The following is a 23,258-nucleotide window of genomic DNA, read 5'->3' as shown; positions in this document are numbered from 1 at the left end:
GTATCATATACAGACGAAGAAATAATTGGATGACAGAGAGCATTCGTTTTGGAGGAATTAAATATGAAATATATTACGCAGCACAGTCAGGGACTAAGTAAAAACCAAAAGTGGGTCATCGCCTCTACTTCATCAGGTTTTGCGCTTGAAAACATGGATGTGCTTTTTTTATCGTTTGCGATGAGTTCAATGATTGCGGACTTACATCTATCAGGTGGAGCCGCTGGATTGATCTCCTCAATCACTAACTTAGGAATGTTAGTTGGTGGTATTTGTTTCGGCATCTTGGGTGACAAGATTGGCCGTGTTAAAACTTTCTCACACACGGTTTTGATCTTCGCCATTGCCACCGGGTTTAATGGCTTTTGCCAACAACATCTATGAGATCTACGCCTTACGTTTTCTCGCTGGTATTGGTGCCGGCGGTGAATATGGCGTAGGCATTGCCTTAATCGCCGAAAACTTTGAAAGCGACAGAATTGGTAAGATGACCTCAATTGCGGCAGTCGGTGGTCAAATCGGTGCGATCTTTGCGGCATTAATTTCGGCTTGGATTATTCCAACAGCTGGCTGGCACGCACTATTCTTGGTCGGAATTGTCCCAGTAATTTTAACAGTCTTTATTAGAAGACATTTGCATGAAAGCGATCAATTCCTCCAAGCTAAAAAAGATGAAAAAGGTTCATTATTACGTGATGTCATTAAAAAAATGTTTTCAACCCCACGTCTTGCTTTTCAAAGCTTAGGCTTGATGGTCATGATGACCGTCCAAATCGCTGGTTACTTTGGCTTAATGAACTGGTTACCAACCATCGTGCAAAAGCAATTGAACTTAAACGTATCTAGCTCAAGTATTTGGATGATCTCAACTATCGTCGGCATGAGCATCGGTATGATAACCTTTGGTAACATCTTCGACCACTTCGGTCCACGTAGAGCCTTCGCCATCTTCTTGATCGGTTCAGCTGTCATGGTTTATGTTTTATCACTTGCACAAAACATGGCTACTTTACTCATCATCGGTGCAGTCATGGGCTTCTTCTCAAATGGGATGTTTGGTGGTTACGGTGCAGTAATCAGTCGCCTCTACCCAACTGAGATTCGTTCTTCAGCTAACAACATCATCGTTAACATTGGCCGTGCAATCGGTGGTTTCTCATCAGTTGTCATCGGTATCTTGATGGATCACTACAATTTAACGGTTGTCATGGGCTTTCTTTCAGCCCTCTACATCATTAGTTTCATTGTTATGATGAGTTTGCCAGGCCTTAAAGAATTAAGCAATAACGATTAAATAAAAACAAAATAAACAAACTAAAAGGGATGCATCAAATCGATACATCCCTCTTTTTATCGTCTTATCTCTTTTGTGCAAAATCACTAGTTTTCATTGTCTTGGTTGAAACAACCTTATTCTGATTATGCATATCTTCAATAGTTAAAGTAAAGGTCTTGTCATTGCCCTTATTAAACTTGGCATAGCCATATAAGCTTTCCTTGTCAGTGTTTTTACCATAAACAGAAATCACCAACAAACCAATTGCGAGCTTCTCATTTGAAGTCAACTTATTCATGTTGCCAACCTTCACCTTGGCACCATCAAGCTCACTTTCATAAGTCTTAAGGCTCCAGATCAAGTATTGTGCTTCAGCAGTTGACATTAACTTTCTTGAGTTAACCTGAGTTTGTGCATCCCTCACAGCTAGATCGTAATTGTCACGCTTGAGAGAACTAGACAACTTGTATTTAACTGAATTCTTGACACTATCTACTTTGCCAAGTAAATCCTTCAAGTCAGCTTCCTGATTTTCTAAAATAGCAATCTTGCTACCATCTTTTGCGGAAGCAGCTGTGTTAATTGGCTTCAACTTCTTGCCAGAAAAGAAATTAACATCGCTAGCCTTCACAAAGGCATCCCCAGTATCAACTAGCTCCGTATTAAATCTGTTAGGGAAATCCGGTGAAGTCTTCAAATTAGCCATGGTGTGATAATGATTAGTCAAATGGTAGTACAATTCGCTCTTGTCAGTTTTAGCATTGTACAAGTACATTGCACCATTAACTTTAAAATCAGTCCCCTTCATAAAGGCATAGCCAGCTGGAGTAGACTTTTCAGCGTAAAATGAGTAAAGTGGTGCCTTAGACTTATTGGTCCGCACTGTAGTCAAACCACGACTTGTATAATCGATATCTTGTAAGGCACGCTTTGCTTTAACGTCCTTAGCCCAAACATAATAATCGGTACCCTTAATGTGGTAAGCATCTGGAGAACTATTAGCTAAAATATTCATGCCGCCTAATTGATCAACAGTCAATTTTTGACCTTTCTTGTAGTACTTACCAGTGGTTAAAGCACGGCCGCCAGTTGCCATGAACAATTGTGGCGTCTTTTTCTTAACCGTCACAGTGGTCTGCTTTGCGTATGAAACCTTCTTTACGCTTGCTGCAGAAATAGTATTTGCATTAGCCAAACTTGCTACAGGACTAGCCAACATCAAAGTTGCAGCAGAAATCATTAGGATTTTCTTGTTAAATTTCATCTATCTTTACCTCATCACTTTTCTAAAACAAATTTTTCAATTGCCTCACCAACGCCGCCTTGATTGTTATCGGCTTTGGTAATATAGTCGCAGTCGTCTTTCATCTTAGGGTTAACATTAGCCACGCCAACACCCAATCCGGCTGCTTCAATCATAGAAAGATCGTTAAAGTTATCGCCTAAGGCCATCGTCTCTTCAGGCTTGATGCCAAGCTTATCAGCAAGCCAGAGCAAGCCTTCACCCTTGTTGACGCCTTGATGGTTGAATTCAAGATAACGGTTGGAAGAATATGACACGTCGAGATCCTTGGTAGTATTGCTAATTTCACTAGCTATCTTTTCTAAATATGGCATATCAGTACTACCGTATAAAACTTTGGCGATGTCTTGTCCCTTTAAGAAGTCAAGATTTGGTTCATCAATAATCTTGTAAACGTGACGTAGTTTCAGATACTTGATTTCATCTTCATCTGCGTTATAGACATAAACCATATCCTTAGTATATACGTGGATGCAGACATCGCATTTTAAACCAAGACGATAAAGTTCGTCGGCTTTAGCAAAGTCCAAGCCTTGAAACTTCATAATTCGATTATCCTTGTTCTCGGTAATGCATCCCCCGTTAAAAGAAATCACATACTCATTTGCCTTATCCTTCAGACCGATCTCTGCCAGCGTCTTCTCAATTGCTCGATAGCCGCGTCCAGTTGCTGGGACAAACTTCACGCCCAGCTTTGTCGCTGCTTTAATCGCATCGATATTACGCTGACAGACATGCGCATCATCATCAATCAGAGTTTCATCAAGATCACAGGCAATTAGTTTATACATAAAAAACTCACGTCTTTCTAAATTGAATACGTTTTCAGTATAACAAAATATGCACACTAAAAAAAGCTAGGTACAAAAACCTAGCTTATTCTTAATATTTATACTTAATTAAATGACATGACGTTCAAATGGATCGTCACTGATGCCTTCTTCAAGGATGTCGCGGCACCATTCCTTTGCAGTAAAGAGTGAGTGATCGCGATAGTTACCACAGGTCTTAATCGTGGTTCCTGGAACGTCTTCCCAAGTGATGGTATCGCGAATTTCTTCAAGGGAGGACTTAAGAGCTTTTGCAACTTCAGTAGTTGAATGCTCGCCCCAAACGATCAAGTGAAAACCAGTCCGACAGCCGAATGGCGAACAATCGATAACGCCGTCAAGACGATCGCGGAGTAAACTTGCAAGCAGGTGTTCGATGGTGTGCAAACCACCCGTTGGAATGGCGTTCTTGTTAGGTTGGACTAAACGCAAATCGTAGTTAGAAATCTTGTCGCCTTTTGGTCCTTCTTCAACAGTAATTAAACGAACGTAAGGTGCCTTAACTTTAGTGTGATCCAGGGTGAAACTCTCGACTTTTGCCATAGTATTTTTCTCCTTTTTAAATAATTATATTAGCTTTTAACTAAATTCCTGTTTAATATGCTCAGATTGAGAATTATAAATTTGCGAAGACATAGAGGCCAAAGCAAATCAGTAATCCCCATACTACCTGTGCTATAATCCATAGTTTTTTCTTCATTGCTTTGTCCCCTCTTTCATTAATTATGCCCAGATTTGCTTAGCAGTATCGATTACTAAAGCAATCTTCTTCCATTGTTCTTCTTCGGTTAATTGGTTGCCTTCCTCGGTTGAGGCAAAACCACATTGGGTGCTAAGAGCTAAGTCTTGCAAGTCGTGGAATTGAGCGGCTTCTTTAACTCTAGTGATCAGGTCGTCAGGCTTTTCAAGTTCTGGCTTCTTGCTGGTTACAAGGCCAAGAACAACTTCTTTTCCTGCTGGTACTTCCTTGATTGGATCGAAGCTACCAGATCTTTTATTATCGAATTCTAGATAAAAGGCATCGACGTTTTCTTTAGCGAAAACATATTTGGCAACTGGACCGTAGCCGCCTTTTGCTGCCCAAGTTGAGTGGTAATTGCCGCGGCAGATGTGAGTTGAAACACGTAAGTCGTCTGGCAAGTCGACTAAAGCACCGTTGTTAACACGGAGGTATTTCTTTTCCAAGTCGTCACGGTCGAAACCTTGCTTAACCATTGTTGCCCAGAAGTCGTCATCAACAACCATGCCCCAAGTACAGTCATCAAGTTTGACGTCGCGGCAACCTGCATCATAGAGGGCGAGGATTAAATTGCGGTAGGCCTTTGAAATATCGTCGAGTAATTCGTATTCACTGGAGTAAAACTTCTTTACGGCTGTCACGTTTTCTGGACCACGAACGAGTTCGGCGTAGAATTGTGCGGGTGAAGGGATGCTTTGACGAGGAGTGACGTCACTGCTATCAGTGATACTCTTTAAATACTTAAAGGCTTCGAGATCAGGATGATCACCAGTAAATTCAATCTTACCTTCAACTTGGGCCGAATCGTTACGGGTTTCTTCATCGTGGAAGAAGTAACCGTGTTCTTGCTTAGTATGCTTGATTCCTCCGAAGCCCCAGAAGGTATCAAGGTGCCAGTAGCTTCGTCTAAACTCACCATCAGTGACGATCTTTAAACCAGCCTTTTCTTCTTTGGCAACTAATTTCTTAATTTCTTCGTCTTCAACTTTCTTTAAGTCATCCTTAGAAATCTTCTTTGCGGCAAAATCTGCTCTTGCTTGCTTTAATTCTGCAGGTCTTAAAAAACTACCAACGATATCATAATGTACTAAATTTCTACTCATAATTCTCTTCTCCTTTATTAAAAAAACAGGACAAAAAAAGCGCCTCTAGACAATTGCTTGTCTAGGGACGCTACTAGCGTGTTACCACCCTTATTCAGTATCAGCTTACACTGATACCCTCACTAAGTACGCTTCTAAAAATAGAAGTTATACTCGGACGCTATATCGGGCATCCCCCGTGAACAGCTTACTTGCGCTTGCTCTTCAATGGACTCCAAGACCATTTTCGTTAGGTACTCCCGCACTGCATTTCACCATCCGCAGCTCTCTTTGGCGGTAACCGCTAATTACTTATCTTTTCTTTGTCGCTCTTATTTGATTTGATCTTATATTATAATTTGGCTCTCATATTGTCAACATATTTTTAATATTTGCTTTTATTTTTTCATAAAGAAAAAGCCATGGAATATATCCATGACTTCTCTTTGATTAATTATCGTCCTTCTTCTTGCGCTTTCTGTCAGCGGCTAAGCCGAATAGACTCAAGCCTGCGAACAATGAACTAAGCCATGCAAGTGGACCTTTATGCGCTGAACCAGTTTGTGGCAACTCATTCTTCTTGGCATTCTCATTCTTGTTATTAGTTGTATGGTTGAAGATTGCGCTCTTAGGACTAATAGCTTGTTCGTCAGAAGTTGGACTAATTGGACCATCTGCAAAACTGTAATTAGTATTAGCGTTCTTGATCTTAGTAATTCCGCTATCCTTAAGCTTCAAGTAGTAAGGGCCAACGTTAGTTGGAAGACCTGTCATAACACTGTAAGTACCGTCAGTATTCTTAGTCATCCATTCATAGTCATCACCAGTTACTAGACCACCTGGATTCCAAGTTACTGAGTTAATAATATCGCTGACTGAGGTACCTTGACCGTTGTAAGTCTTCGTACCACTGTTTCCTAATTTATCTGTAGCAACTTTTGGATTAATCATGTACTTAATCGTACCGTTGACTTCACTGAAGCTGTAGTTTGGATTTGCATTTTGCAATGCTGCCAAAGCTCTGTCTGTCAAACGAGCTTCGTAAGTGCCCACATTATTTGGAACTTCATCAAGCTTATTACCACTTGCATAGTACCAATCAAAGCTGCTAGCCTGAATTCCTGTATCTGACAATGCAGTACCACTTACAGTATCAGTACCGCTAATGCTCAAAGCATCGAGATCCAATCCAGCAGCTTGACCATCGTAAGTCTTACTTTGATCATTATCAGAAATAGTTACACCGCTAATTGGCTTAGCAATGATTTCAAATGTGGCTGATCCACTATCAGTCAAAGTGATAGTGTAGATACCAACGTTCTTAGGAGCATTATGATCTGATGTATTCCAAGTATAGTCACCATCTTGAAGTTTGTACATACTACTATCGGTGCTACCTGGGTATGTGAATGTAACTTCAATGCTGCCGCCATGATTGATTTGTGCAGTTGTTACACCAGATCCATCAAATACCTTTCGGTTAGATCCAGATAATCCTGCAGAAGCAGTAGTTGAAGCAATATTGTAAGTTACAGTAGTCTTAAATGTCCACGTGTAGTTATCGTTGTTGCCAGTTAAGTTCTTCAATCTGGTTTCGACAGATGGTGATAATGCAACTGTGTAAGTACCAGCATTAGTTGGAGTAATTGCATTGCCATCAGCATCTACAAATTGAAGATCATTCTTGGTTAAAGTGATAGTTTGTGCTGTTCCATCTGGAGCGTAAATAGTAGCTGAATAGTGAACATTATTAATATTAGCTGCAACTAATAAATCACTTTCTGAATTTAACTCACTTTCATTACACCCTTAGTCTAGGCTTATAAAAACTAAATTCAATTATTCGGACTATACATATTTCGAAAATGTAAGCGCATACTATATTTACATTTTCAAAAAACTAACCTATTCAATTTTCAAATTTTATTATTTAAAATTTGAAGGGGTTTTATGATATGAAAAAACAAAATAAGTGGACGATTGCCATTGTCTCTGCCTTAATTGGAATCGTTGCCTGCACCACTAGCGTGCAAGCCGCAGACACAACTAGCGACGTCTCAACAAATCAATCAACTAGTGCAACAACTACCAGCTACAGCAAGGCTGATTACTTTTCACGTAGTCCAAAGATTATCCGTGTTAAGCATTCCACTCCTGCCTATTCCGATGCAGCATTGACCAACTCAGTTCGCACCGCTAGAAGTGGTGAACACTTTTTAGTTCAAAGTCTAATTACACCAAATTGCAAGGCTCCAGTAGTCAGAACCACAACTGGCTTGTATTTACCAGCAAAAACAAGTTTGCTTGCTGCAGTCAAGGGTTACCAAAATCCAAAGGGCTACCATCAAGTTCACTACACTCAAGTTAAGCCTTATGGTACGGTCGGCTACAATTTGTACCGCGGCTATGAAGGAATTAAGACTTGGCAAAAGTTAGTTTTTTTCAAATGCTTCATGGTATGATATAGATAACTACATCGCACCGCTTAGAGCGCAAGCTTGGCAAGGCCGTTCTGCTCATATTGAGGCAATGATTCACCAAGCCTACCAATATATGGGTAAACCATGGCTTGCAGGTTGTTCTTCAAGTCCAGCATACGGCGTTGACTGTTCTGGTCTTGTAATGCAAAGTCTCTACGCTGGTGGGATTAGCCCAACTCCAACTAGTTCAATTGGTCATGCCCATCCCGGCAATGAATGGAATTCACGTAACCTTTGGGCCGACAAGCACCTGAAGCGCGTTCCATATTCTGAACGTCAACGTGGCGATCTTGTCTTTTACTACCAACCAGGTACTCACACTATCTGGCACGTTGCAATCTATCTTGGCAATAACCGCGTGATCGAAAGCTGGCCACCACGTGTCATGGTCCAACCGATCGTTAACGGTCAACGCAACGTTATTGCCGGCATCAAGAGACCGTTTATTTAGTAAGGAAAAATGAAACATCAAAAATTAATCCTTTTAGCAACTTTATTTAGCGCCGGTTTAATGCTCACTACTAGTCAGACTGCTTTAGCCGATACTACAACAAGCGCAAACCAAACTACCGCTAATAATAGTTCAAATTCAAATACTAATAACTCAAACAATAATTTAAATACGAAGGATCCAAATAGTTCAAGTTATACTGACTCTAGTCAAAACAAGAATGAAAACCAGAATCAGACTGAAAACAAGGAACCTGAAAAAAACGAATCTACTACTAATAAGCAACTTGAGGCTAAAACTCAACCTAAGCCCAAAGCTCGTTGGGTTAGTCAAAACGGCAAGCGCTACTATGTGGTCAACAACAAGCCAACCAAGGGTTTGAAGAAGATCGACAAGGATTGGTACTTGTTCGACAAAAATGGTGCTATGCTCACCAAAGTCCGTAAGATTCCCAAGCAAAGCAATTACGGTTACTTTGGTCAGGATGGCAAGCGCAAGTTCAAGAATACCAAGACTAGTCGCGCCTACTACTGGATCAACAAATCCGGCAATATCACAGGTATTAAGAATTATGCTAAGGTAATTTGCCAGCGTCCTGAAATGCCTACTGGTTGTGAAATCACCGCTGTAACAATGATGATCAACTTTGCTGGTAAGAACATTACTAAAGATCAAGCAGCAAAAATCATGCCACGCAGCCTCAACCCTAACAAAGGCTTCATCGGTTCACCTTATAAGAAGTTTCCGTTGGGCTTCTGGGTCGCACCAAATGGCGTTAAGCCTGTGGTTAAGCACTACCTTGGCACTGCCACCAATATGACTGGCTGCAGCATTGCAGCAATTAAGAAAAAGCTGATTCGTTCTCACCTAGTTGTGGCTTGGGTTGGCTGGTTCGATGGTTTTTCTAACCATGCCATTGCCCTCACCGGTTACCACGGTAACACTTTGTACTACAATGATCCGTGGACTGGTACTAAGCGTTCAATGAGTGTAGCAACGTTCCAACGTCACTGGGCACTCGATGGTCACCGTGCATTGAGTTATTAATTTGAATAAAAAGAATAAGGCTTACTTCAAAAGTAAGTCTTTTTTAGTACTCTAATTTTCAGTATGGAGAAAATCAAATGAAACCTATTGACAGACCTTTATATCTAAAACGGATTGAACCTATGATAAATACTGAATTTATCAAAATTATTACTGGTGTACGTCGATCTGGAAAAAGTTATTTATTATTGATGATTAAAGATAAACTCTTAAGCATGGGCGTAGACGAAGATCAGATTATTTATATTAATTTTGAAAATCCTGAGTTTTTCGATTTATTATCTTACAAAGATTTGTATAAATATCTAAAAGATAAGGTAGTTGCAAATAAAAAAGTATATTTATTATTCGATGAAATTCAAGAAGTTTCAGAATGGCAAAAATTAATTAATGGGCATAGAATTGCATTTGATTCCGACATCTATGTTACTGGTTCTAATGCATCACTTCTCTGGAAAGATGGCCACTTACTTAACTGGTCCATATGTTGAAATAAAAATGCTACCATTAACCTTCAAAGAATTCTTGTATTTCAAGAAACTAGAGAATACCGATCCCGCACGGCATTTAAGCGAATATCTCGAATACGGTGGTTTTCCTTCCGTAGTTTTACAAACAAATTCTCAATTAAAACGTGACGTTTTATCAGGAATTTATAATAGTATTTTGTTAAGAGACGTCGCTGGTCGAGCTACTATTAAGAACACTGAAGTTTTGGAAAGAATTGCATTATACCTTTTAAGCAATACTGGTCAATTGATCAGCATTAACAAAATTGCCAATACTCTGCGGTCTTCAGGTCTTAAAGTAAGCAACAATACGATTGAAAATTATCTTGAACTATTGCATAATGCTTTTCTGTTTTATAAAGTTCCTCGTTTTGATATTCGCGGAAAAAAATATTTACGAGGTCAAGGTAAATATTATGTTGTCGATCTAGGCTTCATTAGATCACAATTACAACGAAAAAATATTAATCGCGGTTCTAAGATTGAAAACCTAGTTTATCTTGAATTACTTAGTCGTAGTTATGAAGTCTTTGTCGGTAAATATAATGATAAAGAAATTGACTTTGTAGCTCAAAAGGATACGGATGTAAAATACATTCAAGTGACAGATCAGATTCCCGAAAATAGTACTCGTGAATCTGATAATTTCTTGCACTTACCTACTGGTTATCAAAAGATAATCATTACTAACAATTGGGACGACGTTGGTAATATTGATGGCATCCCTGTCATTCACATAATTGACTTTTTAACCAAATAAAAAAATCGACTCACTTTTAAGGTAAGTCGATTTTTTAATTTAATGATGAATTTTAAAGTAAGCGTAAAGCTAAGCCTAAAGCAGAGTTTCCAACTGAACAGTCGCTTAATACTTTTATTGGCATTCAGGCAATGAGCTACAACGAACGCTATTTCAATCGAATCCACAAAGGCTTTGGTCAGGTTCAGGATACCTTAGAATCCTACTTTGATTAAATAAAAGATTAAAAAATCGATCTACGAGAAAAATCTATTTACACAAAAAATTTGACAGTTTCATAGTACTAGTGATATACAAAGAAAAGCGGCCTTTTTTCTATTGCTGTAGATATTAGAAGAGTATTAAGAAGATCCACAGCTGAGCAGTTTTTGTTATCGGTAATGTAATTGATTTTAAAGATGAGAATTTGAGATAAAAGAAAAATGATATCTTTGCATGCTGCATTGATATCATTTTTTATTAGTGCAGTTGACTTATAAACTATTAAAGAATTTCCTAATATTCTGTGACATTAATTTACGACGTTCATTTAAGAAATGATTGTATTGGTGATAATCCAATTCATTTAAATCTGCTGGAATTGCATTAGCCTGATCATTTTCACCAGAATGATACTTGGTAGTTTCCATATCTGTCATATAGTCTTTAGGTGCTCTATCGCCTATCTCAAGATTTCGTGGCTGCGTTATCCAAACATAATTTGCTACCTGATTATATTCACTTTGTTTAAAACCATTTTTACGTAAATATGCTTTTGGAAAAATATGATGAATATTTCCTTGTTCGTTAATAGTATCTGCTGTAAATTTATCTTTTTCTAACCAAGCATGACTTTTAGCATGTATTTGTGACATTTGAAAAATTCGCCAATTTGTCAGTTGAGTAGTTTGTGCCACAAGATTATTAGGTAAAGTCAAATTCCAAAATTCATCAGTTAAATTATCTGTAATTACATTGTTAAAAAATTCAACCAATTGATTATTAGAATTATTTTCAACTAATAAACGTAAGTCTTTATCAAATCCTGTCTCCGGACTTGAACCATAGCGTTTAGTTAAGGCTGACATTAAGATCCACTGTTTAGTATATTTTTCTATCTCATCATTATTAAAACTGGTATACTTTTTCAAATACAAATAAAGAATGTAGCCAAAATTAGTGTAAGAATCAGGCAACTTAGCATAACTTTTATCCACTATACCTAAACTCTTTAACAATAAAATATAGCGTTTAAAATTGCTCTCGTTTAATACATATTGAATTGTTTCATTTAATTTTTGATATGACTTTGCCATTGCCTCCTCTGTATAAGTTTTAGTTTCAAAATCACGTCCTGAAATTAAACTTATTAATTGTGATAATCGACCACGAAGAAAGCCAATTCCTAAACAAATATGTAATAAGTCACCAAAATCTGGATCAAAAATCGTAGTATTCTCATTTTTAGCCCAAGCAATATGCTGATAGTACTCTGAATCTGCAAAATCTGGATCCATTTGCTTAATATTATCGGCTAATGCAGCATCATTATAAATTTGAATGAAGTATTCAATTTCTTTTCTCAAATCATTACCATGATGTGTCACATCAGAAGATAATCTTGATATAGCAAAATCAGCCGATGATAGTCTTGTCCCTTTTTGATTAATTCTATTAAAAATATCAGTTACTTGATCAATTGGTAATTTACTATCTAAATTAATAACTCCAATTTCAGACTCAGAAATTGCTTTTAACTTTTGAATAATTGCATTAAGTTTATTACCAGGTAATCCTAAACTTTGACTATTATTAATAACGTATTCAAATTCATCAAAACTAGGTTGATTAAAAATTGATATATCTGGAATCCATTTAGGATCTTTTGCAATAGCAGCACTTCTAGTAGCAAATTCCTCAGTAGTTGGATTAAATGCAATATAAATTCGTTTAGACAAATACTTATCATCAACTATTTTATGCCCTTCTAATGCTGCCTTTAAAGCTGTGATTCTCTGTTGGCCGTCAATAATAATTTCTTTATTTTGACCTTTACTACCATTCTTTAATGCAGCATCAGGATTTTGCCAAGTGACAATAAAACCAATAGGATATCCTCGATATAATGAGTCAATTAAATCCCTAACCTGTACTGACTTCCATACAAAAGGTCGTTGCATTTCTGGGAGACCTATTTTGTCTTCTTCAATCCAATGAAGTAATGTTCCTACATTAGTGTGGTCTACACTATAACTTTTGTTTGTATTTGACATAGATGCACTTTCTTATAAATTAATCTTCAGATTCATTCGAAGCCAATCTTTCAGCTTGACTAACAACAGTATCAACAGCTTTAGGAGCAATATCAGGTGGATATCCGTATTTTCTAAGAAGATGTTTTACTGCAACTCTCATTTTAGCTTGAACATTTCTACGTCGTTGCCAATCAACTCCTGATTCTTTTTTCACAATTTTTACTAATTCAGCTGCAATTATATGAAGTTTTTCTTCTCCAAGAACTTGAACTGCCTTTTCATGATTTGCTAGAGCATCGTAAAAAGCAATTTCTTCATCAGATAAACCCAGATCTTTTCCTTTTTCTTGCTCTGCATTCATCTTTTTTGCCATTTCAATTAATTCACGAATGACAATCTCGCTTGTAATCCCTCTTACATTATATTTTTCAATTGCATCCTTAAGCATGTCATTAAATTTCTTACCTTGAACTAGATTCTTTCTTTGATAAGATTTTATTTTACCCTCAAGTAATTTTTGTAGAACAATAATAGCAATATTTTGTTCTGGCATCTTTTGAATCTTTTTTAAGAATTCATCCGAAATGACATCTAAATTAGGCTTTTCAAGCCCCATATCTTTATATATATCTACATATGGTTCTGAAATTATAGACTGATCTAAATATTGTCTAATACGATATTTTACAATTTTAGAATCATTTGTTTGTTTACTGCCACCTGAAACAGATCCAGCATTATTTAATTTATTAATAAAAGCTTTAACCGTGACAAAAAATGCAATTTCTGGCGCCATTTTTTGTGCTTCATCAAAAGTCGATACCAAAGCAAAAGCTTTTTGTGCCTCTAACACAGTATCTAAAAACTTCTGTTGTGTTTCTTTATCTTCAGCTAGGATTTCATTGGCAACTTTAGTAACAGTTTGTATCCGCTCAGCCGAATTATTAGAATCAAATTCGGAATAATCAATACCGTAAAGAAAATCATTCTTGATAATTTCAAATTTTTCTTTTAATAAATTCAATGCTTTATTAACATCAATACCTACTTGATTTTGATCTGTTTTAGAGTAGAAACTTAAAGCTGATTTTAATTGATCAGCTATTCCAATATAATCAACGATTAATCCACTATCCTTATCTTTAAATACTCGGTTAACGCGAGCAATAGCCTGGATCAAATTATGCCCATGCATTGGTTTGTCAATATACATCGTATTAAGACTTGGTGAATCAAATCCCGTTAACCACATATCAACGACAATGACTACAGAAAGCTCATCATTATTATCCTTCATTCGTTTTTCTAGAATAGCTCGATCATGTTTGGAAGTCTTAAATTTAGCTAATTCAGGTCCATCAGAGGCTGATGTCGTCATTATAATTTTTATCTTTCCCTTATTAATATCATCACTAGCCCAATTAGGTTTTAATTTTATTATTTCATTATATAAACGAACAGCATTTTGACGAGATAATTCAACAATCATTGCTTTGCCAAATTCTTCTTTTCTACGAGCTGCAAAATGTTTAATAAAATGTCTAGCAATTTTCTCAAGTCTAGGCTTAGAACCTGCTAAAACCTCTAATCGTGTAAATTCTTTATTTCTTCGAATATTATCCGGTTCATCCGGATTATCATTCAATCCAACATCTTTAATTAAACGTTTGTATTCTTCTTCCGATCCTTTTTTTAACTTGAGCGGAATAACATGACTTTCATAATAAATACGCACAGTCGCATGGTCATTAACAGCTTGGGTTATATCATAAATATCAATATACTTACCAAATACTGCAGTAGTTGACTTATCAGCTAAGTTAATCGGAGTACCAGTAAATCCAATAAATGAAGCATTAGGCAAAGCATCTCTCAAGTATTTTGCATATCCATACCGAAGTCCATTTTTAGTTATTTTAGCTTCTAAGCCATATTGCGTTCTATGTGCCTCATCAGCTATAACAATAACATCAGATCGTTTCGTCAATACTGGCATTTTAGTTTCACCTTTTTCAAAATCAGGTGAGAATTTTTGAATTGTACTAAAGACGATACCACCAGAATTTCGTGACATGTAATCTCGTACTTCTTCACTATTTTCAGCATGATCTGGATTTTGCTGAAGATATTCATGAGCTTTATCAAAAGTCTCAAAAAGTTGATCATCTAAATCGTTTCGATCATTAAGCACCAAAATTGCTGGGTTACCTAGCTTTCTTGAAACAATACCTGAGAAAAATACCATTGATAGTGATTTACCTGAACCAGTTGTATGCCAAACCACGCCTATTCTTTTATCATTAGGATTAGCTAAGGTCCTTTTTGCCGCAAGAACAGCTTTATTCACCATATAATACTGATGATAAGCAGCTACAATTTTTATAGTTTTATCACCATTAGTTTCAAAAATAATGAAATTTTGAATAAGATTAAGCAGGTCTTTTGGATTTAACATATACCTAATCATTGTTTCAAGTTGAAGATCTGAAAGATCACTTACTTGTTTAGGTGCGCGCCAACGCATAAACCTATCAAATCCAGAAGTCAAAGTACCCGCCTGAGCATTTACTCCATCAGATATAATCAAAATCTCGTTATATTGCATATAATTTGGGATTTCCGCTTTATAAGTTTGGAGTTGGTTATATGCATCTTCTATGGTGGTCTTTTCATTACTCATATTCTTGAGCTCAAAAGTAACTAAAGGCAGTCCATTGATAAAAATAGAAACATCTATTCGACGACTATTGTCACCGTATTTTGATGTAAATTGATCAGTAACTAATAAATCATTATTATCAATATTTTTAAAATCAATTGGATACAAAGTTACAGTTCGTTGCTGTCCCTTTTCTGACATTTTTACTTTAGCTCCACCAATAATTAACTTATGTAACTGGTGGTTATTAATCATTAAATCAGGATTGTCAGCAAGCTTAACAAATTGCTTATATGCAGATTTATAAACTTTATCACTATATCCTGGGTTTAATTTTTTTAAGGACGCCAAAAGGCGAGGTTTTAAGATCGAATTTTCTGGATCTTTTCCTCGCTCAGCGTCTATTTCAGAATTTGCTTTTGTATAACTTTCACTCTTAAGAACTTGATAGCCAATTTCTTTGAGTCTATCGAGTGCTAAATCTTCTAAGTCCTCTTCTGATAAATATGCACTCTTTTTCATAGTCTAAGATCTCCTATTACTAAACTTATAATTTCATTTTAGCTAATAATGAAGGCTTTGACCATGGTTAATGGATTAAATGATAATTTACTTGAGTTAGCTAATGTAATTTTTACAAAGCAAATTAATAAAGATACTACTAAACTACGCGTGGTGCTAGTTAAATCGTTCTAGACAATAAGCCAAATTATAAGCTAAAATTGCAATTTCCAACCGGCTTTGAAAGCCTATCAGACTACGTGCTCGATTGTTCTCGGCATTGTAATAGGTCAGAAGCGAAAAGTCGCTTTCAATTGTTCTGCGAATAGCCATCAATTGATGATCATTGTGCTTTTTAGCTCCTGTCATATTTTTACGATATGGTGTCCAAAGTTCATAACCCATTTGTTTTAGCTGTTGATGCAGTTCTTTGCCTAAATAGCCTTCGTCGCCAAGAAGATAGTAATTAGATGGATGGGTATTTTCTATCAGTTCAACTGTCTCCCTGGCATCATGAACTGATGCCTTTGTTACGACATAATCAAGAATGTAACCGTCATCGCTAACAATAGCATGAACTTTGAAACCATAGAAGTAAATTTTCTTGGTGGCCTTATAACCAATGTTGGCATAACCGCGAAAAATTTTAGCACGATAGTTGCGAATTGGTTGGCAAACAGGTACCGGAAAGCTGTCAATGATCAAGAACTGTCCATTCAGGTCAACCTTTTTATTCATTTCTTGCCGTATCTGATAAATCAATTGCAATAGCTGACGTGAACGCCGATTAAAACGTGAGTGTGATAAACAATTGAAACATTCACAGAATCTTCTTTGTGATTCAATTCCTGTCTTAGCTTGCCAGATAAGTAAAGCCAAAATCAGACTGTCCGTAGTTTTAATTTGATCAATATTTCGCCGATGAGTAAACTCAGCCGGTGCATACAAACGATACCAGTGCCGACAAATTATCACTAAATCTTTAAAACTAACTTGTAAATGGTGGCTAAAACGCTTAAGCTTAAGGCAGTTCAATCAGATCAGACTCTTTTCTTTTTGATACTACAACTTGAGTCTAGTCCGATTGGACTTTTTTATTAACTAAAACGATTTAACTAGCACCACGCGTACTAAACTATCAAATATAGCTACAATTCAGAATGGATATGCATTTAAAAGCAAAGAATATGTTGCACAAAAGCAGCTCTTGATCTTACGAACTAAAAATATTGGCAGCAACCATTTATTTAATAAATTTGATGTAGTATATATTGATCAAGACAACTTTAATGAGTATAAAAAATTTGCTTTTAAAAAATTTGATACAGTTTTAGTAATGGTCGGAGCTAGCATTGGTAAAACAGGCTTTATAACGTCCAATGTCTTACCGTCCTTACAAAATCAAAATATGTGGAGGTTTAGAGTTAAAAATTCCCGTATGCCAGGACTACTTCTTTATGAATATGTAAATTATATCAATAAAAGAGTTAAAGGTTCTGCTTCAGGAAGTGCACGTAGTTTTTACAGAAAGGAACTATTTAATGATTTTGAAGTTCCGATTATTGATAATAATATCTTTACTGTGTTTGAAAGAATACAACTTCAAATTAACAATATTCAAGTGGAAAATAATGTACTTAGCAAGTTAAGGCAAGAACTATTAAATAAATATTTTTAAGCCGCTAAATTATCATTTATTTGATTATTTAACTCTATTTTTTTTGAAATAGGATCAATAATATTTACTACTTCTCTCTGTTTTTCTAAATTAGGAATCTCAACAACGAAATTCTTCATTGCATTGCCTGATACTTCTTTAAACGTTGAACCTGATGCTATTTGTTCAAGATTATCTTTGTTACTCAACATTAGATAATAAAGATACTTAGGCAAAACCTTATTTTTATTTGGAATGATGCTCTTGAAACCTTGATTAGTAGTTAAGTCATTTGCAGCAATAGCACAATATCCTATTGGAGCTCTCGAACTAATTAAAACTGTATCTTTAGGTAATATTCTGGTACTAGAATTTTTAAAGCCTGATTCACTGATATCTCTAGCTCCATGCGAAATATACATTTTTGTATATCCACTTAAATCTTTGGGTGTAATCCAACTAATCCCCCTTTTTTTATAATATTCTGCTTTCTTTGTAGATGGTGTTCCTCCACCTATTACTTCACCAATTTCTGAAATTTTCACTTTCATCCTATGTACTTCCTATGCGCTATTTTCACATTCTGTTGCTTAACCATTGCATAATGCAATGTTGTATCTATACGCTTGTGTCCTAATAATCTTTGCAACTGTTCAATTGGCATTCCTTTATCTATTGCGGTTGTTGCTAAAGTCCTTCTAAATTTATGTGGATAAACATGTGATATACCAACCTTATTGCCAAGACTTTTTAATCTGGACTCAATTCCACCTATAGTTAATCTCTTATTTGGTCTCCTAATTGATACAAATAAAGCTTCTTCACTATCAATCCTTTCTTCAATGTATTTCTTCAGATGTAATTTAGCTCTAGCATCAAAATAAGCAATTCTTTCCTTATTTCCCTTGCCAAATACAATACATTCTCTTTCATTAAAATTAATATCATCTTTATTCAGCAGAACTAATTCTCCAACACGCATCCCAGTTGAAGCCAAAAAATCAATTATTGCAAGATCACGAATGTTACCGCAACCATCTCGTAATTTTTCCAATTCTTCATCTGTATAGGTTTCTTTAACAGTAGTTGCGATTTTCACTTTATGGATTCTTCGAACTGGGCTCTTAATGATGTAATCTTCATCTTCTAACCAATTGAAGAAGCTAGAAAGTATACGTCTAATATTATCAATGGTTATTTTACTGGAACTATGTTGTAATTGATAGTTCATTAAGTAGTTTCTTAACTCATCAGTTATTACTTCTCTAGCATTTTTACCAAGCGTATCTAAAGCTTGAATCAAAGTTGCCTTATAGTATTTTAGAGACTTTTCTGAACATCCTTCAGCTCTTTTAGATGAGAAATATCGCTTAAGCAATACCTCATTCTTTAGTTCATCAGGTTCCTTTCTTACCACTAACTTCTTCATCGACTGTTTCAACTTGATTAACTGACTATTGTTCAAATAAGGCAACATATCAGTTATTACACATTGAACTTCACTTTGTTGCATGATTTTATCTCCTCGTTTTTGATAAAATCATACACTAATATGATAGCTAAGAAGAATAAATGATAATTTAGTCGAATTTGATTTTTAAAATAATTTAAGCATAAGTTCTTGTTTTATATTCTGTAGTAGTTGCTTCTCGTATAGGTTGTATATTATTTCTTGATAAATAGGTGCAAAAGTTTTATCAAATTTTTTACATGACTTAATATCAATATTCACAATTAATTTATTAATTGTGGTTGGACTGATATTGGGTTGAGCTGACCCATGTCCTAAACTAATTATTCTATTCATAATATCTTTTTGGAGAAGTATACCCAGTACACTTACCTCAGATAATTTTGGAAAAATTAGTCCCACTCGTTGGTTAACATAACCTTTAAAGTTATACGGAACTATTCCAAATTTCCCTAATGTAGCCCCGGTTAAGGCAATTACAATTTCACCACCTGTAATATAATATTTCTCTGCTCTTTTTAACTTATCTAAATTGTTCACCTTAGATAAGTTTTCTAAATTAATTGTCATGTTATTTATATCTTTTATTTTTATTATCGGTTTTCCATCATCAGCCCAATCGTTTTTATTAAATGCAAAGCCAGAATAAACTCTAAATATTTTACTAATCGTTTCCTTTTTACTTTTATCAATAACTATTTTATTAAAACTAGCTTTTATTAATTCAAGTAAATTATCATTTATTTGATTATTTATCATTAATTTTGAATCTAGCGTTTTAAGTGGATTTGCAATATTCCTTTGATCATTTAAATTTATTGGAATTTTTATTTCTATCTCTTCTAATTCTTTTTTGTTAATAGAAGTAAATACAGTTCCATTAGCTAATGAATTTATAGATGTTCCTATCTTTTTTAAATAATAATATAAATATTCTTTTGAATAGCCTGGCTTAACTCTTATACAAGCTAGACCGCGACCGAGCGAAATTTCTTGATTGGCCCAATTTATTTTACCAACTGGTGCTCGAACACTAAATAAAATATCGCCTTGATTTGCTATTGTTTTAAATCTAGTGGTATAAGTATCAATTTTCGGATAATCCTCGCCAAATGTTCTCACACCTTGCAAAAATGGAAGTCCGATTCCAGAATTATTATAAAAAATTGATTTAGGAGATTGCCCCATTATTATGTCTGCTATTTCTTTAAGTTGAACAGATTTATATTTCATATCCTAGTTCCTTCAATACATCCTTAATCTTTGCTTCTAACTTATCACTCTCTTCAAATTGTTTCTTTAATTCACCTGTCAGTTTTTTCATCTTTATTTCATAAGGAATGCCATCATCTTTTTGTGGAGGAAGCCCAACATATCTACCTGGTGTCAGAACATAATCATTTTTAGCAATTTCATCCAATGAAGCTACCTTACAATACCCTGCTACATCTTCATATTTTTGATCATTTGTACCACGGAAAGCATGATAAGTATCTGCAATTTTTTTAATATCTTCTTTATTAAATTCGCGATGAGTACGATCAACCATTTCACCCATATTACGAGCATCAATAAATAAAGTCTTACCTCTTCTGTCATTTTCATGTTCAGAATTTTTATTCATGTCAATGAACCAAAGAGAAACAGGAATACCGGTAGAATAAAACATCTTATCTGGGAGTGCAACAATTGCATCAATCTTATCATCTTCCAAAATAGCTTTTCTAATAGCATGTTCAGCTTTATTTGACGTAGAAAGGGCACCATTTGCTAAAACGAAACCTGCTTTACCATCTGGAGTTAATTTACTAATGATATGTTCCATCCAGGCGTAGTTTGCGTTACCTACAGGAGGTACACCGTATTTCCAGCGAGCATCATCCCTTAATTTGTTTCCATTCCAATTCTTAACATTAAATGGTGGGTTAGCTAAAATAAAATTAAATCTCATACCTTTATGGAGATCATTAGTAAATGTGTCCCCTTGATGTTTCCCCAAATCACTATCAATACCTCGAATAGCTAAGTTCATTTTTGCTAATTTCCAAGTAGTTGGATTAGATTCTTGACCATAGACGGCTAAGTCTTTAATATCTCCAGCATGTTCTTTTACAAATTCTTCGGACTGAACAAACATACCACCAGATCCGCAACAAGGGTCATATACTCGGCCTTTATATGGTTCAATCATTTCAACCAATGTTCTAACAATTGATCTTGGAGTATAAAATTCACCGCCATGCTTACCTTCTGCACTAGCAAATTGCTGTAAGAAGTATTCATAAACACGCCCCAATATATCTTTGTCACGTGAATCTTTAGATCCAACGTCTATATCTGATATTAAATCAACTACTTCACCTAGCCGTTCTTTGTCCAAATCTTGAGATTCATAGTTTTTACTCAGAATGCCTCTTAAAGTATCGTTTTCTTTTTCAATCGCATCCATTGCTTTATCAATAACTTCACCAATTTGAGGCGTTTTAGCAGCTTTCTCTATATTTTCCCAACGCGCTTCTTTAGGTACCCAAAAAATATTATCTCCAACATATACATCTTTATCTTCAGCATCTTCTGGATAATCTGATTTTAATAATTCATCATGTTTTTCTTCGAATGCATCAGAAACATATTTTAAGAAAATTAGACCTAATACAACATTACGATATTCAGATGCATCCATACTTCCCCTTAACGCATCTGCCGCTTTCCATAACTTATCTTCAAAATTAAGTTCTTTTGATTTAGTTGCCATTTAAATCTCCTTACATCCACTAACATTTATATATCAATAATTCTAAATAAAAGAGAACAAGTATTCAATCTGCTTTCTATTTAAAAAACTCCTCATATTTCACAACTCTAACATTATGCTCTCTAGCATACTTCTCAAAATTATCCGTAGATTCCTTAACGAAAAAGTACAAATACGTTTTTCTTACCTTAGGAAGTAATGCAGCTCTAGTAATCAATGTATCAATCATCTCATGATTTAACTTGTCTGCATTTCTCCACTTACACTCACCTATTATAGCCTCAGAGTCATCGTGATTGCTTGCTACAACATCAATTTCTTCTTGACGATGTTTAATTGGATTGTTTCCCCACCAACTAGAAATTTTCTTAGGATAAAATAGCAGATCATCTTGCTGCCATAACCAATCACGTGAAGCTTGCTCAAACACAGGACCCAAGAAGCGAGGCAATTCATCCATAATACCTATTAGAATTCCTTTGGTTCTTTCAAGAGCAATTTGATCTTGAGCTTCAGCAATAAACTTGAACCAAAATTTAAACATATTATCTTTAAAAGCATAAATAGCTTTTCTAGGGCTATTTTCAAAGATAGGTTGCTTACGTTCAATAATTTCAAGATCAATTAAATTGTTAAGATAAGCACTTATACTACTACCATTACTCATACCGATTGCTTGACTAATCTGTGTACTTTTACTCTTACCATGTGCCAAGGCATTTAAAATAGAAAAATAAGTGGCTGGCTTTCTCAATTCTTCCTGTAGAAGAACGTTAGGCTCATTTTGTAACGGGGCATTTTGATTTAAAAACATCTCTTGAATATTTTCTTCTACGGATTTTGTTTGATCGATAAAACTTAAGTATTGTGGAATTCCATCAGTTATTCCGTAATAAGCTAGTAAATCTTCATTGTTAACTTGAGGTAACATCTTCTTAGTATTAAAGATATCAAAAGGTCTAATCTTAAATTGGCCAGTTTTTCTACCATATAAAGGACTCTTATAACCAAGAACCTGATGCTCCATAAAGGACATTGATGATCCACACAAGATTAACATAATATTATTTTTTTCTTTGTAAATATGATCAATTGTGTACTGTAAGATTGAACTAATTTCGGCTGATGCTTCTGCAAAGTATGGATATTCATCCATTACAAAAATCATTTTTTCGTTTTGATTATTGGCAATATCTTGAACTTCTTCAAATGCTTCCGCAAAATCATAAAAGGTTTTATGTTTATTAACTCGTCCCGGTTCTTCAAAATCTAAAATTGCATTAGACAAGAAACGCAAATTAGTTTCAGCTGTAGCCTCTACCCCCTGAACGTAAATTGCAGGTTTATTTGATATGAATTGTTTAATCAGCGAGGTTTTTCCTACACGTCTTCGTCCATAAATAACAGCCATTTCAAATTTGTCGCTGTTATACATGTTGTTTAAATTTTTTAATTCAATTTCACGTCCGATAAATTCATTCATCGTTTATGCCTTTCAGTAACT

Annotated in this window: 17 protein-coding genes and 3 pseudogenes; 7 read left to right on the top strand and 13 right to left on the bottom strand. The window is 35.3% G+C overall.

Going from position 1 to position 23,258, the window contains the following annotated elements; all coding sequences use genetic code 11:
• Positions 1–63: 63 nt before the first annotated feature.
• Positions 64–1,294 (top strand): annotated as a pseudogene (locus tag LA20531_RS11045) (MFS transporter).
• A 64-nt stretch (positions 1,295–1,358) separates the two neighbouring features.
• Here LA20531_RS11045 and LA20531_RS11040 read toward each other — a convergent pair.
• From LA20531_RS11040 to LA20531_RS11020, 5 genes are all read right to left on the bottom strand, one after another.
• Entirely contained in the window at positions 1,359–2,540 is a 1,182-nt protein-coding gene (locus tag LA20531_RS11040; protein ID WP_056940407.1) for a hypothetical protein, read from the bottom strand.
• Positions 2,541–2,554: 14 nt separating this feature from the next.
• Positions 2,555–3,370, bottom strand: coding sequence for a Cof-type HAD-IIB family hydrolase (locus LA20531_RS11035; RefSeq protein ID WP_013437855.1), 816 nt, complete (start codon positions 3,368–3,370; stop codon positions 2,555–2,557).
• A gap of 108 nt (positions 3,371–3,478) precedes the next feature.
• Complete coding sequence (locus LA20531_RS11030; protein ID WP_013437854.1) at positions 3,479–3,952, bottom strand: S-ribosylhomocysteine lyase; 474 nt, start codon at positions 3,950–3,952, stop codon at positions 3,479–3,481.
• A gap of 180 nt (positions 3,953–4,132) precedes the next feature.
• Positions 4,133–5,251, bottom strand: coding sequence for a 5-methyltetrahydropteroyltriglutamate--homocysteine S-methyltransferase (locus LA20531_RS11025; protein ID WP_056940408.1), 1,119 nt, complete (start codon positions 5,249–5,251; stop codon positions 4,133–4,135).
• A gap of 429 nt (positions 5,252–5,680) precedes the next feature.
• Positions 5,681–6,985: an MBG domain-containing protein gene (locus tag LA20531_RS11020; protein WP_162252728.1), complete on the bottom strand. Its 1,305-nt coding sequence runs from the start codon at positions 6,983–6,985 to the stop codon at positions 5,681–5,683.
• 200 nt (positions 6,986–7,185) lie between these two features.
• On the opposite strand from LA20531_RS11020, the pseudogene LA20531_RS11015 reads away from it, so the two are divergent.
• From LA20531_RS11015 to LA20531_RS11000, 5 genes and pseudogenes are all read left to right on the top strand, one after another.
• A pseudogene (locus LA20531_RS11015) lies at positions 7,186–8,161 on the top strand (C40 family peptidase).
• 9 nt (positions 8,162–8,170) lie between these two features.
• Positions 8,171–9,208, top strand: a complete 1,038-nt coding sequence (locus LA20531_RS11010; RefSeq protein WP_056940410.1) for a C39 family peptidase — start codon at positions 8,171–8,173, stop codon at positions 9,206–9,208.
• A 77-nt stretch (positions 9,209–9,285) separates the two neighbouring features.
• Positions 9,286–9,699, top strand: a complete 414-nt coding sequence (locus LA20531_RS11730) for an ATP-binding protein (protein ID WP_236704175.1) — start codon at positions 9,286–9,288, stop codon at positions 9,697–9,699.
• The gene (locus LA20531_RS11005) at positions 9,632–10,477 is read left to right on the top strand and encodes an ATP-binding protein (protein ID WP_236704176.1); all 846 of its coding nucleotides are present in this window, start codon (positions 9,632–9,634) and stop codon (positions 10,475–10,477) included. The genes LA20531_RS11730 and LA20531_RS11005 overlap by 68 nt, the downstream gene beginning before the upstream one ends.
• 59 nt (positions 10,478–10,536) lie before the next feature.
• Positions 10,537–10,692 (top strand): annotated as a pseudogene (locus LA20531_RS11000) (IS256 family transposase); the annotation flags it as partial.
• Between the two features lie 258 nt (positions 10,693–10,950).
• Here the strand turns inward: LA20531_RS11000 and LA20531_RS10995 are convergent.
• The 3 genes from LA20531_RS10995 to LA20531_RS10985 all read right to left on the bottom strand — a co-directional run bounded on the left by LA20531_RS10995 (position 10,951) and on the right by LA20531_RS10985 (position 16,906).
• On the bottom strand, positions 10,951–12,729 hold the full coding sequence (locus LA20531_RS10995; RefSeq protein WP_056940411.1) for a GmrSD restriction endonuclease domain-containing protein: 1,779 nt from the start codon (positions 12,727–12,729) through the stop codon (positions 10,951–10,953).
• A gap of 19 nt (positions 12,730–12,748) precedes the next feature.
• A complete protein-coding gene (locus tag LA20531_RS10990) occupies positions 12,749–15,892 on the bottom strand; it encodes a type I restriction endonuclease subunit R (RefSeq protein ID WP_056940412.1) in 3,144 nt (1,047 codons plus the stop codon).
• 156 nt (positions 15,893–16,048) lie between these two features.
• A complete protein-coding gene (locus LA20531_RS10985; protein ID WP_005727342.1) occupies positions 16,049–16,906 on the bottom strand; it encodes an IS982 family transposase in 858 nt (285 codons plus the stop codon).
• 109 nt (positions 16,907–17,015) lie between these two features.
• On the opposite strand from LA20531_RS10985, the gene LA20531_RS10980 reads away from it, so the two are divergent.
• Positions 17,016–17,549 (top strand): restriction endonuclease subunit S, encoded by a 534-nt coding sequence (locus tag LA20531_RS10980; protein ID WP_099202194.1) that lies wholly within the window; start codon positions 17,016–17,018, stop codon positions 17,547–17,549.
• Here LA20531_RS10980 and LA20531_RS10975 read toward each other — a convergent pair.
• From LA20531_RS10975 to LA20531_RS10955, 5 genes are all read right to left on the bottom strand, one after another.
• Complete coding sequence (locus LA20531_RS10975) at positions 17,546–18,079, bottom strand: restriction endonuclease subunit S (protein ID WP_099202352.1); 534 nt, start codon at positions 18,077–18,079, stop codon at positions 17,546–17,548. The genes LA20531_RS10980 and LA20531_RS10975 overlap by 4 nt on opposite strands.
• Positions 18,076–19,041: a site-specific tyrosine recombinase/integron integrase gene (xerA, locus tag LA20531_RS10970; RefSeq protein WP_056940413.1), complete on the bottom strand. Its 966-nt coding sequence runs from the start codon at positions 19,039–19,041 to the stop codon at positions 18,076–18,078. The genes LA20531_RS10975 and xerA overlap by 4 nt, the downstream gene beginning before the upstream one ends.
• Before the next feature lie 84 nt (positions 19,042–19,125).
• The gene (locus LA20531_RS11185; protein WP_157771646.1) at positions 19,126–20,232 is read right to left on the bottom strand and encodes a restriction endonuclease subunit S; all 1,107 of its coding nucleotides are present in this window, start codon (positions 20,230–20,232) and stop codon (positions 19,126–19,128) included.
• The gene (locus LA20531_RS10960) at positions 20,222–21,754 is read right to left on the bottom strand and encodes a class I SAM-dependent DNA methyltransferase (RefSeq protein ID WP_056940652.1); all 1,533 of its coding nucleotides are present in this window, start codon (positions 21,752–21,754) and stop codon (positions 20,222–20,224) included. Before LA20531_RS10960 ends, LA20531_RS11185 begins: the two co-directional genes overlap by 11 nt.
• Positions 21,755–21,830: 76 nt before the next feature.
• Complete coding sequence (locus LA20531_RS10955) at positions 21,831–23,237, bottom strand: ATP-binding protein (protein WP_056940653.1); 1,407 nt, start codon at positions 23,235–23,237, stop codon at positions 21,831–21,833.
• Positions 23,238–23,258 lie beyond the last annotated feature (21 nt).

The organism is Lactobacillus amylovorus DSM 20531 (assembly GCF_002706375.1).
In the GTDB taxonomy this organism is placed as follows: domain Bacteria; phylum Bacillota; class Bacilli; order Lactobacillales; family Lactobacillaceae; genus Lactobacillus; species Lactobacillus amylovorus.
Note: the sequence above shows the minus strand (reverse complement) of the source record. Positions and strands in the feature narration are given on the sequence as shown.